The sequence below is a fragment of the Corynebacterium sp. ACRQK genome (genome assembly GCF_022345965.1).
Lineage (GTDB): Bacteria > Actinomycetota > Actinomycetes > Mycobacteriales > Mycobacteriaceae > Corynebacterium.
In genome coordinates this window covers 151,564-167,600 of record NZ_JAKRMU010000006.1, presented here as the reverse complement: position 1 = coordinate 167,600, position 16,037 = coordinate 151,564, and the positions used below count along the sequence as shown (strand labels likewise).

Genomic DNA, 16,037 nt, shown 5'->3' with positions numbered 1-16,037 from the left:
CACCAGTGTTCTCATCAACCGTCACGCCCTCAGGTGCATCATCACCCGGCTTGAAGGTGGTGTCCTCAGGAGCCTCAGTCGGGTTACCGTCCTTGTCCTTGAACTCAGGAGCAGGAACCGTCACATCCTCACCCGGCTTACCAGAACCATCCTCGTAACCAGGCTCAACAGTTGCAGCATCGGTGGGGTTACCCGGCTGCAGCGGAGTTGCCGGAATCGAGCCCTTATCCTTCGGGTTAGAGCCCTTTTCCTCCTCCTGCTCGTCGGTGTAGCCGTCGTTATCGTCGTCGTTATCCTTAGAGTCCGGGACGGTGTCATTATCGGTGTCCAGCTCAAACTTCGCCTTGGCGTTGTCCTCGCTGCCATCCGGGTAGGTCACCGTGACCGGAACCTCGAACTCCTCAACGGTGTCCTTGCTCAGCTTGTCGCCGTCGACAGTCACCGTGATCTCACCAGTGGACTCATCGATCTTGACCTCGTAGCCCTCAGGAACGGTGAACCCGTCGGTGATCTTGAACTTCGAACCCTCAGGAGCGTCGACCTTCTCCTCAGTCGGCTCACCATTCTCGTCCTTGCCGGCCTTCGTGAAGGTCGGAGAAGACTTCGTCTCCTCACCAGGAACAACCAGCTTGTCCTCGTAAGCAGGCTCGAAAACGCCGTTGTCCTTGTCGGTCACCGTGACGGTGACATCGACGTTGTCCTTAGAACCATCCGGGTAAGTCACCTCAACAGGAACAGTGATCTTGTCACCCGGGTTCGCATCCTCAGGGATGGTCACCTTGACGGAACCATCCTCGTTGACGGTCACACCATCCGGAGCGTTCTCGCCAGGAGTGAACTTCGTGCCCCCAGGAGCCTCAGTCGGGTTACCGTCCTTATCAGTGAAGGAAGGAGCATCGATCTTGACATCGCTACCCGGCTTACCCGAACCATCGGTGTACTTCGGATCGAAGTGCTCGTTCGCATTCGGAACCTTCGAGTTGCTGTCGTCCTTGTCCGGGATGCCGTCACCATCGTCATCCTCGTCCTCGGTGTCAGGCTTACCGTCGTTATCGGTATCCAGCTTGAAGTTCGCCTTAGCGTCATCCTTGCTGCCATCCGGGTAGGTCACCGTGACCGGAACATCGAACTCCTCAACGGTGTCCTTGTTCAGCTTCGACTCATCCGGGAAGGTAACGGTGACCTCACCGGTGTTCTCATCGATCTTGACTTCGTAACCCTCAGGAGCAGTGAAGTCCTCCGGAATAGCGAACTTCGAACCCTCAGGAGCCTTGGCGTCCTTACCGTCCTTATCAGTGAAGGTCGGGGAAGACTTGGTTTCCTCACCAGGAACAACCAGCTTGTCCTCGTAAGACGGGGCGAACTCGTCGGCATCCTTGGTCACCAGGACAGTCCATGCGGAAACACCGTTGCCACCGGAGACGAGGACCACGTTGAAGTAGTCGCCCTTCTTAGCATCCTTCGGGATGTCGAAGGTGCACGCGGCGACCTGGGCCTTTATGCCCTTGGACTGGTCGAGCTCACAGGTCTTGAGAACGTTGCCCTTCTGGTCACGCCACTCAACCTTCGACGACAGCGCCGACAGGTCGCCGTTGAGCTCCGGGGTCACCTTGGTGCCAGGGGCAGCCGGCTTGTCGGTCGCGTTGTAATCAGCCGTGATCGACACCGGAGTGTACGGCATGATGCCGTAGTTAACGTTGTACAACGAGTTCAGGTTCTGGAACCCGATACCATTGCCCCAGTCGATCGGCAGCTGGTTCTCACCAGGGATTGCCGAGGCACGGAAGTTACCGCCGCCGTCGAAACGTCGGAAGATCGGGGTGTGGAAGCCTGTGTAGCCGTTCTGGACCACGCCGTCCTTGTTCTCAACCCACACAAAGACGTGGTTCGGGTTGAGGATGTCTTCGCGTTTCTGACCCTTTTCGTACTTGCCGAAGCGCAGGGTGTAGTTGCCCTTGTTATCGGTCTTACCGTGGACGGTCTTGAGGATGTACTCGGGGTGATCCTCGAGCATCTTCTTGGTGGCGCCAGCCAGCTTGCCCGGGTCGTCCTTGTACTGCTCGTGCAGCTTCTGGTTCGCTGCGGCGCCGTCCTTGGTCAGCGTAGACGCGTAGACAGTGTAGCCGTCAGCAGCCTCATCAATACCGTTCATCGCGGGGCCAGTAGCCACAATGCCCTTGTCCGGGCCACCGGTCTCGAGCCATACACGACCCGAAATGGTGTTCGGGACCTTGGTCTGGGTAGAAGCCGCGCTGATCGGGCCTTCAGGGTCCTCAACGAGCTTGTCGCCCTTAGCGGCCATCCAGCTGGTTTCGTGGTTCGGCGGAACTTCCTGGAGGAACGCCGCCATCTGCTGGATGTTGCCGTCAGCTACAGCGAAGGAACCAAGCGGGCTCTCAACCAGGCCGTTGAAAGAACCAGGGACGAAGCCGTTGGCCTGGCGGAACATGACAACCTTGTTGCCGCGATCATTGGTGAACGGCTCCACCCAGATACGGTGCTTCTGGTCAGTACGCGCGGCCCAGGTGTGCTCACGGCCCAGCTTGTCCTTCCAGGTGATGCCCTTACCCCCAGTACCGAATGCGAACGTGCCCTTGCCGCCGTTACCTCCAACGACGCCCGGCAAGGTGTGAGTCTTCGCGCTGAAGACTGGCGAGTAGGAGCCGTCCTTGTCACGGAACTGTGCGTAGACGGTAATACCGTCCAGCTTCACGTTGCCGTTGTCGTACGCAGCACCCGGGTTACCACCAGGGGTAGCCATGTACACGTGACCGGAAATCAGGCCTTTACCAACGCCGTGCGCGTCGGTCAGGTTAGCAGCATTGGTGACACGACCGCTGGCGATCATGTCAGCGTCGATGATCTGATCCTGGGCTGCGGTCGCCTCAGCAGCCGGTTGCTCCGGCTGCGCAAGCGCAGCCGGAGCGGTCTGGGTCTGCACCACCACGGTGCCGGTGGTTGCCAGCGCCAGCACAGCACCAGCGGCTGCGATGGACTTCATGCTGTTGTTCTTAAAGCCGAGGGCCTTAGCCCCGAAACCAGTACGGATGATACGTCCGCGCAAGTTTGCCATGAGTTAGGTCCTTTCTAAAGACTTCTCTAAGTTTCTTGACGACCCACCCGCACCGAGAAGGTCACACGCCATGACCCGCACCCGTCGCGATCTGCATTTACGCAAGAATTGCATGCGCGCGCAAGCCTCTTTGAAGAACCTTACTCCCCATTTCCCCAAAAAGCGACCGCAACTTTCTTATATTAAATAAAGGTTCAGCACATACGATCTACACACCTTATCAACAAACCCCTCCAGCAATGGATGAAAGTAATACTCTTTGAGCTTCCTTCAGCGCCCTCCCTGAATATTCGGAAATCTATTAGATGCGAAGATGAAGCTATGTATAGAGTGAATCTATATATACTTTCTTTTTAACATCTGCCACATCCTCCCTTTACCCCCCAAGCCCTTAAGTTAATCTTCAGACTTTGCTGAGATCTGTTGCCAACCCCTTCCCGCCTAAACCGGGGGCTCCAGCCTCCCCGTCGCAAAAACTACGCCCCCCCGGGCCAGTTCATGGAAGAACCGACCAGGGGGCACGAAATCTGCGGAAGTAGAGGGATTTGAACCCCCGGATGGTTTCCCATCGCTGGTTTTCAAGACCAGTGCATTCGGCCGCTCTGCCATACTTCCAACGCGGCTCAATACCGCTCAAGACATCTTACACCCCACACCACAACGCACCCATTCCCAGCCGCACAATGATTCATTAGGGTGGAGACCATGAGCATCACCACAAACGCAATCATCCAGACCGATACCGAAAACCCCAGCTCCCTGGCCTGGCAGACCACCAGCATCGCCGATCCCCAACCCGGCGAAGCCCTGGTGCGCATCCACTACGCGGGCGTCAATAGAGCAGACACCCTACAAGCCCAAGGCCACTATCCCCCACCCCGCGGCACCACCGACATCATCGGCCTCGAAGCCGCAGGCGTGATCGAAGCCCCCAACGGAGCCACCCGCCCCGACGGCTCCCCCTGGCATCCCGGCGACGAAGTTGCAGTCCTGCTCTCCGGAGGCGGGTACAGCGAATACGCCACCGTGCCCGAAGGCCAACTGCTGCCCATCCCCGCCGGATACAGCCTCGCCGAAGCCGCCAGCGTGGTGGAAGTTGCCTGCACCGTCTGGTCCAACATCATGATGACCGCCCACTTACGCGAAGGCGATACCATCCTGTTCCACGGCGGGGGCGGAGGCATCGGCATCTTCGGCATCCAACTAGCCAAAGCACTCGGCGCTACCGTGGCCGTCACCGCCGGCTCCGAGGAAAAACTCCACGTATGCCGCCGCTATGGCGCGGACATCCTCATTAACTACAAGGAAGAGGACTTCGCCGATATCCTCGCCGAACACGGCGGGGCGGACGTGATTCTGGACATCATCGGCGCAAAATACCTCGACCGCAACATAAAGGCCCTGGCCCCCGACGGGCACATCGTGATCATCGGCATGCAAGGCGGCGTGAAGGGCGAGCTGAACATCGCCAAGCTACTCAACAAACGCGGAAACATCAGCGCCACCGGCCTGCGCTACCGCGACGCGAAAGTCAAGGCGCGCATCGTCGCCGAAACCCTGCGCAACGTCTGGCCGCTGCTGGAAAACGAGCAGATCACCCACCACATCGACCGGATCATGCCCATCGCCGAAGCCGCCGCCGCGCACAAGGCACTGCTGGCCGGGGAAGTCACCGGCAAGATCGTGCTCGAGCTACCGCAGAGCTAGGCCCGGCGGTCGCGTTATCAAAGCGTCGGGCCCGGCTCGCGCCCCCTAAGCAGCGGGCGAAGCATTTAAGCGCGTGACTTCACGTGGCGCCCACGCCGCCGCGGCCACCCGCCCGTCTGCACCAACACCAGCGCCGCCAGCACCAGCAGTAGGCCAACCCACTGCACCAACGAAAGCCGCTCGCCGACGAACACCACGCCCAGGAACGTCGCCGTCACCGGGGAAAGCACACCCAGGATCGCCACCTGCACCACGTCCAACTTGGCCAGGCCGTTGAACCAGATGCCATACGCAATCAGGGCACCGAAGATCGTCAGATACGCATAACCCAACACATTCTGGCCGGTCAGGTGATCCGGCACCCCCTCCATCACCAGCAGCAGCGGAACCAAGAACAGCCCGCCGAAAGTCAGCTGCCAGCCCGTCACCGCCAACTGCGGCACATCGTCCGGCTTACCCCACTTCTTCGCCAGAATCGCACCCAGACCCATGCACACACTGGCGCCCAAGCCCGCGAGGATACCGCCGGCATTCAGGGCCGCGGCGGGCGTCAATACTAAACAAGCCACACCCACCACGGCAACGAGCGCACCGATCACCTGGTACGGCTGAATGCGCGTGCCCAACAGCGCCGGGCTCAGGGCAATCACCCACAACGGCGCCGTGTTCGTCACGATCGCCGCCACCCCGCCCGGCAGCAGATACGCCGCCGCGAACAACAGAGCAAAGAAGCCGCCGATGTTCACAACCCCCAGCACCGCGGACTTCCACCACCACTGCCCGCGCGGCAGCCTGCGGAACCACAGCAGCAGCATCAAACCCGCAGGTAGCGCACGCAGCACACCAGCCAGCAGAGGCCGCCCAGGCGGCAGCAGGTTCGTGGTGACGATGTACGTCGTTCCCCAAATTATCGGTGTAAGCGCAGTAATCAGTCGAAGCACACGGCCACGCTATCTTACGGACGCCACCACCCGCACCAGCTGGTCCACATCATGCACGGTGTTGTGCGGGGCGAACCCGACGGAAACTGCACCGGCCTGGTCCAGTGCCGAACCCAGCGCAGAGGCTGCGTCTGCGGCCGAGGCCGTACCTGAGTCCGCGCCCTTGCGAACGTGGCGGCCACGAGAGTTTGCGCCCGGCGCAGCCGGCTGCTCCTCGAAAACTCCCATGCGCTCCAGCAGCTGCGACTGGCCCAGTGCGACCACACCCGCGACCACACCATTAGCCAGCAGGCGTTGCACCACCACGCCCGCGGGCACGCCATCCACCAGGAAGCTCACGCGCGGAACGCGGTCCACGGAGGCGAACTCCTCCAGCACGGGGCCGTCGCCATCCACGCCGATCACATGAACGGTGCCGAGGGTTTGCAGACCCTCCACCAGGTGCGTTGCCAGGGAATTCAGGTAGTCCGCCGCATGCGGTAGGCCGGTCTTCAACCGGGTACGGCGGGTGCCACGGGCGGAATCATCCAGGCGGGCCAGGTGGTCCACGGCCTCCGCCACACCACCCAGCAGACCCTCGGACACGCCACCCACGCCCACACCATGCTCGGAGCGGAAAACAGCCCGGCGGGTGGCATCGTCCTTAAACACCAGCGCGCCGACGCTCGGGCCGCCCAGGCTAGCGACATCCAAGGCCAGCACGTCCGCGCCCATCTGCTCCACGTCCACCACGCGGTACGGGGCGAAGGAATCCACGTCCACCACCAGCAGCGCCCGGGACTTCGCCCGCACACAATCAGCGATGGCGCGGACATCCGTCACCGCACCCACGTAACGGTTTGCGGCGGAGACCGCCACCACCGTGGTTTCCGGCTCCACCAAGTTCGCAAACTGCCAGGCCGGCAGCACACCACTGGAAAGATCCGGTTCCGCCCAGCGCACCCGAGCGCCATAGAGATCGGCCGCGTGCTTCCACGGGGTAACGTTCGCCGGATCGTCGATGCGGGACAGCACGACCTCCTGGCCCAGGCGCAGGCGCCGGTACAGAGCGTGCGCCAGGTCGTCCAGCAGAGCCTCGCGGGAGGCGCCCAGCACCACATTCTCCGGCCGCGCGCCCGTCAGGTCTGCAATCGCAGTGCGCGCGGAATCGCCGAAAGACTCACCAATGCGGCGACCCAGGCGCTGCGCGCGGGAATGTGAACCGGTCGCGGACTCCGGCGGCTCCAGCAAAGAAGCCACCCGGAAACTCCGCGCCACAGCCGAAGACACCCTTTCTGGCACCTGCGGGAAATCCTGCGCGTTTAAGTACGTCCAGCCATCCGCCAGCGATGCATACAACCCCCGGACCCGTGGTACATCGAACACTGGACTACTCCTTACATTCCTTATGTATGAACTGCTTCGGACGGTACTTTTCACACCTCGCGCCACATTCTTGCGGCTCGCGACGGCGCCCCTTCAAAGGGCGGTAACCACTCCCCGACCCAGCCGCAAACGGGCCACTGCGCGATGCAGCGGCTCCCGGCGAGGAGCCCGGGGAACTAACCTCAACCGATACTAGCGCCCAATCCCGACTGGCAACACCGCACCCGGTCCCGGCCGCGAACCGGCGCCTCGCGCCGCGGGGAACTGCCGCCGGCACGGCCGGCAAAGCAGAAGCGGGACTCGCCGGGAATAGGAGGTGTGGGCGTCACAAAGTAAAATAGACTGCCTCAAAGCAACAGCAACAAAACGCGAAGCAGTAACAAGAAGCAGGACCACATGTCACAAAAAATGCCAGAGGCCGCGGATCTACAGCGGATCACCGCCGCGGCAGAAGGCGACATCCCAGCTAGCAACTCCCAAACATTCGGCGCGGCGTGGGCCGACCTGAAGAAAGGGCTTGCGCAGCGCGAACTTTGGCTCGCACTCGGCTGGCAGGACATTAAACAACGCTACCGGCGCAGTACCCTCGGGCCCCTGTGGATCACCATCGCCACCGGCGTGATGGCCCTGGCCCTCGGCCTGCTGTATAGCCTGCTGTTCCAGCAAGACCTCGCGAGCTTCCTACCGCACGTCGCCGTCGGCCTGATCCTGTGGGGCTTTATCTCTGGCTGCATCAAGGACGGCTCAGAAGTGTTCATCGCCAACGAAGGGCTGATCAAACAACTGCCGTCGGCTTTGTCGGTGCACGTATACCGCCTGGTGTGGAGGCAGTTCCTCTTCCTCCTACACAACCTGGTGATCTGGCTGGTGCTGCTGGCCGTGTTCCGCCCCTCGCTGGGATGGGAAGTGCTGCTGGTCGTGCCCGCCATGGCCCTGATGATCGCCAACGGCATCTGGGTGACCATGTTCTTCGGCATCATCGCCACCCGGTTCCGCGACGTAGCCCCGCTGCTGGATTCGCTGGTCCAACTGGCCTTCTATATGACGCCCATCGTCTGGACCACCAAAACCCTGCGCGACCAAGGCGGGGCAGTGGCCGAGCGAGCGAAGATAGCGGAGATTAACCCGCTGTACCACTACCTGGAGATCGTCCGCGGACCGATGATCGGCGAGCCAGTCCCCGCCTACCACTGGGGCATCGTGGGCGTGCTGACGGTGATCGGGCTTGCGCTGGCGCTGCTGGTGATGCGGCGCTGGCGCTTCCGCGTGAGCTACTGGGTATAGGAGATGACATGGTTTCGATTGACACTTACGACGCGTGCGTAGACTTCCCCATCTTCGATGCGAAGACCCGCTCTATGAAGCAGACATTCCTGGGGGCTGCCGGCGGCGCGATCGGCAGGAACTCGTCGAATACGGTGATGGTGGAGGCGCTTAAGGGCGTCAATCTGCATCTGCAAGATGGCGACCGGATCGGCCTGGTTGGGCACAACGGCGCCGGCAAGTCCACTCTGCTGCGCCTGCTCAGTGGGATCTACGAGCCGACGCGCGGGTCCGCGATTGTGCGCGGGCGCGTGGCACCCGTGTTCGACCTGGGTGTGGGCATGGATCCGGAGATCTCCGGGTACGAGAACATCATGATCCGCGGGCTGTTCCTGGGGCAGACGCGGAAGGCGATGCGGCGGAAAATGGACGACATTGCGGAGTTCAGCGAACTTGGCGAATACCTGGATATGCCGCTGCGCACCTACTCGACGGGCATGCGGATTCGGCTGGCTTTGGGAGTTGTGACCAGCATCGACCCGGAGATTCTGCTGCTGGACGAAGGCATCGGCGCCGTGGATGCTGCGTTCATGGCTAAGGCGCGCGGGCGACTGGTGGAGATGATTGAGCGCAGCGGCATCCTGGTTTTCGCCTCGCACAGCAACGAATTTTTGGCGCAGCTGTGTGACAGTGCGCTGTGGATCGACCACGGAGAGGTCCGGCAGGTGGGGCGCGTGGATGATGTGGTTGAGGCCTATGAGGGGCCGGAGGCTGGTGCGCACGTCCGCCGGGTACTGAAGGACCTGGGCCGGGGTTAGTTTTGCTGTTAGCTTGCTGAGGTTTGCGGGGCTGGGGCTTGCGAGGCTGGGGGTAGCGGGGCGCTGGGGGTTAGCCCTGGCGAGGTTGGGCGCCTGCGGGCCTCGCCCGGCGGGCACGCGAGGTCACATTTCCCCAGGTACCACCTCGCAGGAAGGCCAAGCTGCTCCTCGACGTTCACACGATGAACCCCTCGGAGGCACGAAGAATGCAACGACTCGCAGCGAGGGGCGAATCAGTCAGACTGGCGCCGGGGCAAGGCCAGCGCGCCGTGCTGATCCCCACAGAGTTCGGCGAAATCTGGACCAGCGGACTGCTGGATACGTGCCACGACCTGGGGCTTCGACACTCGCTGGACGATGCCGTCATCGCCACGGAGGCCGCGCTGCACACAAAGAAAATCACGTGGAACGCATGGCGCACGTGGCGCGCGTGGCAAGACGGGATGCGCGACCCAGGCGCCACTCTGACCGCCACGCCGGAAACCGCGCCCATCCGCCACGGCGCCCAACGCGCCCGCACGGCTGCGCGCCTCATCACCCGCTTCTCCGAAAGCCCGCGCGAATCGCAGCTGCGCGTCACGGCGGAAACGTACCTTTCCGGCCGCGCAGTCGAGCAGGTCAACGAGCATTTCCACACCCTCGCCGCGCGCCCGACCCGCCCGCCTTGCACCCTCTGGAGCGGCGGCGCGCTCGCCTGGTCGTAGCCCTTTTTGTTCTTTCTTATTGACGCCCTCGCCCCCGTTCGCCTTCACCTCCAGCTTCGCGAACCGTCCAACCCGCCCCGGCGCGAGCTAGCCACAAACTAGAGATAAAAAGAGAATTAAAGAACCCCGCCAGTTGGAGCGTCCGAAGCGTTAGACTCGGTCACGGACACGCAAGCGTGACCGAAGGCACACTCCATAGTGCAGGCGCGCCACAGCGCACACTGCAAGTAAGCACAGCCACGCCCAGCAATTAAAACCCCAGAACACACGTAGAACAATTACGAACAACACACGCAGAACCAGGTGAAACAGTTGACCAACCCAGCAGGCGACAACGGCGCAAGCACCCCCGCCAGCAACGAAGAAGCCACACCAGCAGGCACCCCCGCCAGCGACGGCACAACCGCATCCGAAGCCTTCAACTCTAAGGCCTGGCTGCAGCACTACACCCCGTGGACGCAGCACATCATCAACCTCGACGACCCGGCAGAAAACCCCGCGGGCTTCACCATCCCGGAGGTCTTCTGGCACGCGGTGGAGACCATCGGCGAGCGCAACGCCTTCACCTTCTTCGGCAAGGCCACCACCTACGAGCAGTACGGCCGCCAGGTCGCCATCGCCTCCGCAGCCCTGGAGAAGCTGGGCGTGCAGCGCGGCGACCACATCGCCATCGTGCTGCCGAACTGCCCGCAGGCCCTCATCGCCTTCTACGCCGTCCAGAACATCGGCGCAGTTCCCACCCTGCACAACCCTCTGTACACTGCCGCCGAGCTCCGCCACCCCTTCAACGACCACGGCGCCAAGGTGGCTTTCTTCTGGGATAAGGTCGGCGACGTCGCCGAGACCTTGCGGCTGAATAGCCCCCTCGAAACGGTCATCGCCGTCACCCTCCCCGACGAGATGCCCGCCCCGCTGCGCTACGCCCTGAAGCTGCCGATCCCGAAAATCAAGGCCATGAAGGAAAAACTCACCGGCCCGGCGCCAGCCGCGGTCTCCTGGAAGAGCTTCATGCGCACGGGCGGAAATGGCGAAAAGTGGCTGCGTGGGGGCGTCAATAATAAAAAGACCGACCCGACCGACCCCGCGCTGATCCTCTACACCTCCGGCACCACCGGCAAGCCCAAGGGCGCCGTGCTGACTCACCGCAACCTCATCGCGAACCTGCGACAGGGCCAAGCGTGGGTGAAGGGACTGGGCAAGGGGCCGAAGCCGGAGGTCATGCTGGCCGCACTGCCGATCTTCCACGCATACGGCCTGACCATGAACATCACCCTCGCACCAATGGTCGGCGGCGAGATCCAACTGCTGCCCGCGCCTGAAATGCCGCTGGTCATGCGCGTGATGAAGAAAAACATGCCCTCCTGGATGCCGGGCGTGCCCGCGCTGTACCAGAACATCATGAAGGAAGCTGCGAAGCGCGACATGCCGCTCTCCGGTATCCGTAATTCCTTCAGCGGCGCCAGCGCCCTGCCCGCAGAAACCGTCCGCGAGTGGGAAAGCTGCACCGGCGGCAAAATCGTGGAAGGCTACGGCCTGACGGAAACCGCGCCGATCATCGCAGGTAACCCCATGGGCAAGGGACGCGAGGGCTACATCGGCGTGCCTTTCCCCTCCACCGAAATCCGCATCGCCAACCCGGACAACCCCGCCGAGACCATGCCCGACGGCGAGGCCGGCGAACTGGTCGTCCGCGGCCCGCAGGTGTTCAAGGGCTACCTGAACCGCCCGGACGCCACCGCCGACGCCTTCTACGAGGACTGGTTCCGCACCGGCGACATGGCCGTCATGGAATCCGACGGGTACCTGAAGATCGTCTCGCGCATCAAGGAGATGATCATCACCGGTGGCTTCAACGTCTACCCCGCCGAAGTCGAGGAGGTCCTGTGCGAGCACCCTTCCATCGAGCAGGCTTCGGTCGTTGGCGTGACGCGCAAGGATGGGTCCGAGACCGTCGCTGCGGCTGTGGTTCTGGCCGATGGTGCTGTTATTGACGCCGATGACTTCCGCGCCTTCGCCAAAGAACGACTTACTGCGTATAAGGTGCCGAAGGTATTCCATGCATTCCAAGAGCTGCCCGCCGACCAGCTGGGCAAGGTGCGCCGCCGTGAGGTGCAGGAGCTAGTAGCAGAGAAAGAACAGGCCTAAAACATGCCGCTGAGCAGGAAAGACACCGTCGCCGCAGTGATCGTCACGCATAACCGTGTGAAGTTGCTGGAGGCCTCGCTGCGCCAGGTTGCCAACCAGGAGGGCGCGGAGGTCGCGCATGTGGTGGTCGTGGATAACGGCAACGACCCGGCGGTGCGCGAGCTGGTGGACGCGGTGTGCGGGTCGCGGGGCCACTACGTGGGATCCGCGACGAACCTAGGCGGGGCCGGGGGCTTCGCGCTGGGATTCCTGACTGCGCTTTCCCTGGGCACCGACGCGATCTGGTGCGCTGACGACGACGGACGCCCCGCCGACGCGCACGTGTTGGCTACCCTGCAGGAAGTTGCGGAGCGCGAGGGGCTGGAGGAAATCAGCCCGGTGGTGTGCAACATCGAGAATCCGGAACGGCTGGCATTCCCACTGCGCCAGGGGTTGGTGTGGCGGCGGACGCTATCCGAGCTGGAGGGCTCTTTCCTTCCGGGGATCGCCAGCCTGTTTAACGGCGCGCTGATCAGTGCGCGGGCGATGGAGATAATTGGCGTTCCCGACTATCGGCTGTTCATCCGTGGCGACGAAGTGGAGTACCACCGCCGCCTGGTCCGCAGTGGCCTGCCCTTTGGAACGTGTCTGAACTGCGCATACCTGCACCCCGACGGGTCGGACGAGTTCAAGCCGATCCTTGGCGGGAAGATGCACACGCAGTACCCGGACAACGAGTTCAAGCGCTTCTTCACGTACCGCAACCGCGGGTACATCATGAATCAGCCGGGCATGCGCAAGCTGCTGCCGCAAGAGTACGCCCGCTTCGGATGGTTCTTCCTGGTGCAGAAGAAGGACCCGAAGGGGTTCGCCGAGTGGCTGCGGCTGCACGCGCTCGGCCGGCGCGAACAGTTCCGCCGACCGGAGTTCTAAGCAACTTTTTAAGCGCACACACCGGCCAGGATTTTCCCTTTTACCCGGTCACAGGCGTAGTCTTAAGTGACTATCGCGGTGCCCCGAGCAGCACTTGAGCAGCCCTGGAACCAGAGCCCCTGAAACCCAAGGCAACGCCCAGACATGCTCCCGGCGCCGCCTAACACCACCTAACCGAGGATGAAGTTAGCCGAAGTGACCGTGTCCGAAACCCAGATCACCCCGAGCATTGAGTCCACGCAGCCCGCTGACGACGCTGGCGTCAATAAGAAGAACGCCAAAGACGCAGCCCTCTCCCGCGCGCACCGCCGCCGCAATGTCGCGCGGCAGTTCATCCAATTCGGGCTCGTCGGCGCGTCGGGGTTTTTGGTCAACCAGGCGATCTTCGTGCTGTCGAAGAAGCTCGCAGAGGCCGGCTGGGATATTCACGTGCAGGATGCCTTCCTGAACCTCCTCGGAACCCAATACCATTTCCGCTGGTACCACGTGTTTTCCGTGGTTGCGTTCCTGCTGGCGAACATCTGGAACTTCTGCCTGAACCGCTACTGGACCTTCCGCCACGAGCCGAAGCGCGCTTGGTGGAAGCAGCTACCGCAGTTCATGGCCGTGGGCGTGTTCGGACTGCTGATCACGCTAGTGGTCTCGACGGCGCTGGTGAACCCCGAGTCGCCGATCGCCCTGCCGCAGGACATTTTCGATAACTCCTCGGGGCTGCGCACGCGCGCGTACTGGGGCAACTTCATTGGTGTGATCCTGGCGGTGCCGGCAAACTTCCTGTTCAACAAGCTGTGGACGTTCCGCGCGAAGCCGCGCGAGTCCAGCCGGGTGGTGCGCGTAGTTGAGCCACGGACTGGCGGTGCAGGTTCTGGTGCTGGTGCGGGATCTGGTGCTGGTGATGCGGATGTCTAAGCCTTCTTTTAATGACGCCCCCTCGCCCCAGCCAGCCAGCGATCCCGCTGGGGCCGGGCACTCCAGTGGCGCCGGCGCTGCTTCCGGTGCCGCTGCCGACAATGCCACTGCCGAGCAGGGCGCGCGGGTCGGCGATAACTTTCAGTCCGAGCACACCACCCGGGCGCAGCGCATCATCCAGTCGCAGCTGGTGAAGTTTGTGCTGGTCGGAGGTTTCAGCGCCGTCGTGGACTTCGGCTCCACAGCGCTGTTCACCTTTGCGTTTGGCTTAAGCGATGGCGTAGCCAAGGCGCTGGGATTCGTGCTGGGAACCCTGACGGCATACTTCATCAACCGTCGGTGGACTTTCCAGGCGGAGCCGAGTGGGCGCCGATTCGCCATCACCATGGTGACCTACGGGCTGACCTTTATTGTGCAGTGGGGGCTGTACAAGGTGTCGATCCCGTGGCTGGAGGGCTTCGACCTGAATGCGTTCTGGGTGCGTGCGATCAGTTTTGTGATTGCGCAGGGCACGGCGACGGTGCTGAACTTCCTGATCCAGAAGTTCCTCATCTTCAAGCGCTAGCTGGGGTGCATCTGGAAGCTTGAGACGGGCTTCGCCCTACTTTGCTACCTCCGCAGCCAAGCCAAACTAGACAAACCAGCAGGTGGTCAAAGCCTGCGGACAGACCAGAATCCCGCCAACACCCAAACTAGCGCTGCAGAACGAAGCGGTACATCTCCAAGCGGTCCAGCAGCGAGCACTGCGGAACCAAAGGAACCGCCTGGTCATCGGGCTGAGGCTCCCATTTGCTTGCCCCGACCTGCGCCAAGATGCGCCCGGTCCGCCGCGACAGCCACTTGATCTCGCTGGCGCTGAGGGCGTCAGTACCCAAAGCAGTATCGGTCGGCGGCAGCTTCGCATCCGCGCGCGTGAAGCCGAGTGCCGACATGAAGGCCTCGCTGACCTCGTCGACCTCCGAATCCACCAGCGTGGACAGCGCGATGATCCGCGCCCACGCTGCCGCGCGCCCGATCTTGCTCTTCTCGATCGGCGCGTCGGCCAGCAGCTCAGCGGCGTGCTCGGTAACGTTCGCCGGCCGCTCCAAATCCAGCGCCTGCAGCAGCGGAATGAACTCGTACAGCGCCCGCTCGTGCAGAAGTTCCCGCAGTTCAGGGTCGGTTTCGGCGAGGATCTGCTCGACGGTGTCCTCGCCCGCCAGAGCCACGTTCACCTCCGTGACATCCACTCGCGCCGGGATGCCCGCAGGGTGCAGGTGCGCGGCGAGTTCGTCATCCTGATTCTTATTGACGCCACCCGCCTCAGCCGCATCGTCCTCTGTATCGGCGAGGAAGTCGGCGGCCAGGAGCACTGCTTCGGCATCCGCCTCGCCCGGCGCGTTGAAGGAAGCGTCAAAGGGGGAACCGGTGGGGACGAGCTCGATTTCCTCGTGGCGGGTGGTGGTGTCTGTGACGTTGACGCTGAAATCGTAGCGGCCTACCTTCAGCACGCCGATGGTCCCGCGGCGAAAAATGTCGCCGAGAGCAGTGCCGATGGAATTTGCGCCCTTGGCGTAGACGCGCACGCGGCCAGCAGTGCGGGCGCGGAAGCTCCAGGTTGGCTCGGTGGTGGCGTCGGTGACGGCGCTGTCGGGCGCGCCGGTACCGCGCTCCGCCCGCGCGACGTAGCGGGTGGGGTGCGCCTCGGGGACCCGGTTCACGGATTCAGGCCAGTCGAAACTAGTGAGGATCGCGTCGGCGAAGTCGGCCACACTCATGGCGCCGGAGACGCTGAGCAAGCGGGAGTACCTTCCCACGCCTGGGAAGTGATGCTCCACCACCACGGTGAAGACCGTGGTGTGGGCTCCATTGTTTCTGCTGGTCCCCGCCCCCGGTGTGGACATAATCCCCAAGCTTTCCTGCACTTCCGCCCCCTCGGTGCTAACCCCCTTAGCCGCACCCTCGGTGCTGACTCCCTCAGCTGCACTGTCTGCCGCTCCCCCGGCGTTAGCTTCCGCTCCATCGGCGCCGGCGCGTCGGGAGGTGCGGATCTGCGACAGGGAGATCACGCTCCCGCCCGCGATCGGCGCCTCCGCGGACTGCGCCTTTTCCGGCGCATCTGCCGCTTCCGCGCCGCCGTTCCCGTTCGCTCGCGCAGCAGTGGAACCGCCGGCTGATTCATAGCCCCCGGCGGCCCCATAAAGCGATGAGCGATTCATGC

At 62.8% G+C, this 16,037-nt stretch carries 12 protein-coding genes and 1 tRNA gene; 8 read left to right on the top strand and 5 right to left on the bottom strand.

Features of this window, described 5'->3' with window-relative positions; genetic code table 11:
- A partial coding sequence (locus MHX63_RS08300) for a YPDG domain-containing protein (protein ID WP_239388085.1) occupies positions 1 to 3,073 on the bottom strand: 3,073 nt, incomplete at its 3' end.
- A gap of 530 nt (positions 3,074 to 3,603) precedes the next feature.
- Positions 3,604 to 3,688, bottom strand: a tRNA-Ser gene (locus tag MHX63_RS08295).
- Positions 3,689 to 3,778: 90 nt separating this feature from the next.
- Here MHX63_RS08295 and MHX63_RS08290 point away from each other — a divergent pair.
- Positions 3,779 to 4,780, top strand: a complete 1,002-nt coding sequence (locus MHX63_RS08290) for an NAD(P)H-quinone oxidoreductase (protein WP_239388084.1) — start codon at positions 3,779 to 3,781, stop codon at positions 4,778 to 4,780.
- A 65-nt stretch (positions 4,781 to 4,845) separates the two neighbouring features.
- Here the strand turns inward: MHX63_RS08290 and MHX63_RS08285 are convergent, their stop codons facing one another.
- Both MHX63_RS08285 and MHX63_RS08280 read right to left on the bottom strand, forming a co-directional pair.
- Positions 4,846 to 5,721: an EamA family transporter gene (locus tag MHX63_RS08285; protein WP_239388083.1), complete on the bottom strand. Its 876-nt coding sequence runs from the start codon at positions 5,719 to 5,721 to the stop codon at positions 4,846 to 4,848.
- A 9-nt stretch (positions 5,722 to 5,730) separates the two neighbouring features.
- Positions 5,731 to 7,086 carry an aminotransferase class V-fold PLP-dependent enzyme gene (locus tag MHX63_RS08280; RefSeq protein ID WP_239388082.1) on the bottom strand — a complete coding sequence of 452 codons (1,356 nt, stop codon included), beginning with the start codon at positions 7,084 to 7,086 and terminating at the stop codon, positions 5,731 to 5,733.
- A 396-nt stretch (positions 7,087 to 7,482) separates the two neighbouring features.
- Here MHX63_RS08280 and MHX63_RS08275 point away from each other — a divergent pair, with 396 nt between their 5' ends.
- From MHX63_RS08275 to MHX63_RS08245, 7 genes are all read left to right on the top strand, one after another.
- Positions 7,483 to 8,370 carry an ABC transporter permease gene (locus MHX63_RS08275; RefSeq protein WP_239388081.1) on the top strand — a complete coding sequence of 296 codons (888 nt, stop codon included), beginning with the start codon at positions 7,483 to 7,485 and terminating at the stop codon, positions 8,368 to 8,370.
- Positions 8,371 to 8,378: 8 nt separating this feature from the next.
- On the top strand, positions 8,379 to 9,167 hold the full coding sequence (locus MHX63_RS08270; protein ID WP_239388080.1) for an ABC transporter ATP-binding protein: 789 nt from the start codon (positions 8,379 to 8,381) through the stop codon (positions 9,165 to 9,167).
- Positions 9,168 to 9,373: 206 nt separating this feature from the next.
- Positions 9,374 to 9,871, top strand: a complete 498-nt coding sequence (locus MHX63_RS08265) for a hypothetical protein (RefSeq protein WP_239388079.1) — start codon at positions 9,374 to 9,376, stop codon at positions 9,869 to 9,871.
- Between the two features lie 303 nt (positions 9,872 to 10,174).
- A complete protein-coding gene (locus tag MHX63_RS08260) occupies positions 10,175 to 12,016 on the top strand; it encodes a long-chain-fatty-acid--CoA ligase (protein WP_239388078.1) in 1,842 nt (613 codons plus the stop codon).
- Positions 12,017 to 12,019: 3 nt separating this feature from the next.
- The gene (locus tag MHX63_RS08255; RefSeq protein WP_239388077.1) at positions 12,020 to 12,928 is read left to right on the top strand and encodes a glycosyltransferase; all 909 of its coding nucleotides are present in this window, start codon (positions 12,020 to 12,022) and stop codon (positions 12,926 to 12,928) included.
- A 180-nt stretch (positions 12,929 to 13,108) separates the two neighbouring features.
- On the top strand, positions 13,109 to 13,837 hold the full coding sequence (locus MHX63_RS08250) for a GtrA family protein (protein WP_239388076.1): 729 nt from the start codon (positions 13,109 to 13,111) through the stop codon (positions 13,835 to 13,837).
- Positions 13,767 to 14,402 carry a GtrA family protein gene (locus MHX63_RS08245; protein WP_239388075.1) on the top strand — a complete coding sequence of 212 codons (636 nt, stop codon included), beginning with the start codon at positions 13,767 to 13,769 and terminating at the stop codon, positions 14,400 to 14,402. The genes MHX63_RS08250 and MHX63_RS08245 overlap by 71 nt, the downstream gene beginning before the upstream one ends.
- A 127-nt stretch (positions 14,403 to 14,529) precedes the next feature.
- Here MHX63_RS08245 and MHX63_RS08240 read toward each other — a convergent pair whose 3' ends face one another.
- Positions 14,530 to 16,035 (bottom strand): hypothetical protein, encoded by a 1,506-nt coding sequence (locus MHX63_RS08240; protein ID WP_239388074.1) that lies wholly within the window; start codon positions 16,033 to 16,035, stop codon positions 14,530 to 14,532.
- Positions 16,036 to 16,037: the final 2 nt, after the last annotated feature.

Excerpts from the sequence above, each read along its gene's own strand:
- MHX63_RS08270 (WP_239388080.1), top strand. The coding sequence starts at position 8,379 with ATGGTTTCGATTGACACTTACGACGCGTGCGTAGACTTCCCCATCTTC.
- MHX63_RS08290 (WP_239388084.1), top strand. The coding sequence starts at position 3,779 with ATGAGCATCACCACAAACGCAATCATCCAGACCGATACCGAAAACCCC.
- MHX63_RS08240 (WP_239388074.1), bottom strand. The coding sequence starts at position 16,035 with ATGAATCGCTCATCGCTTTATGGGGCCGCCGGGGGCTATGAATCAGCC.
- MHX63_RS08265 (WP_239388079.1), top strand. The coding sequence starts at position 9,374 with ATGCAACGACTCGCAGCGAGGGGCGAATCAGTCAGACTGGCGCCGGGG.
- MHX63_RS08275 (WP_239388081.1), top strand. The coding sequence starts at position 7,483 with ATGTCACAAAAAATGCCAGAGGCCGCGGATCTACAGCGGATCACCGCC.
- MHX63_RS08255 (WP_239388077.1), top strand. The coding sequence starts at position 12,020 with ATGCCGCTGAGCAGGAAAGACACCGTCGCCGCAGTGATCGTCACGCAT.
- MHX63_RS08250 (WP_239388076.1), top strand. The coding sequence starts at position 13,109 with ATGAAGTTAGCCGAAGTGACCGTGTCCGAAACCCAGATCACCCCGAGC.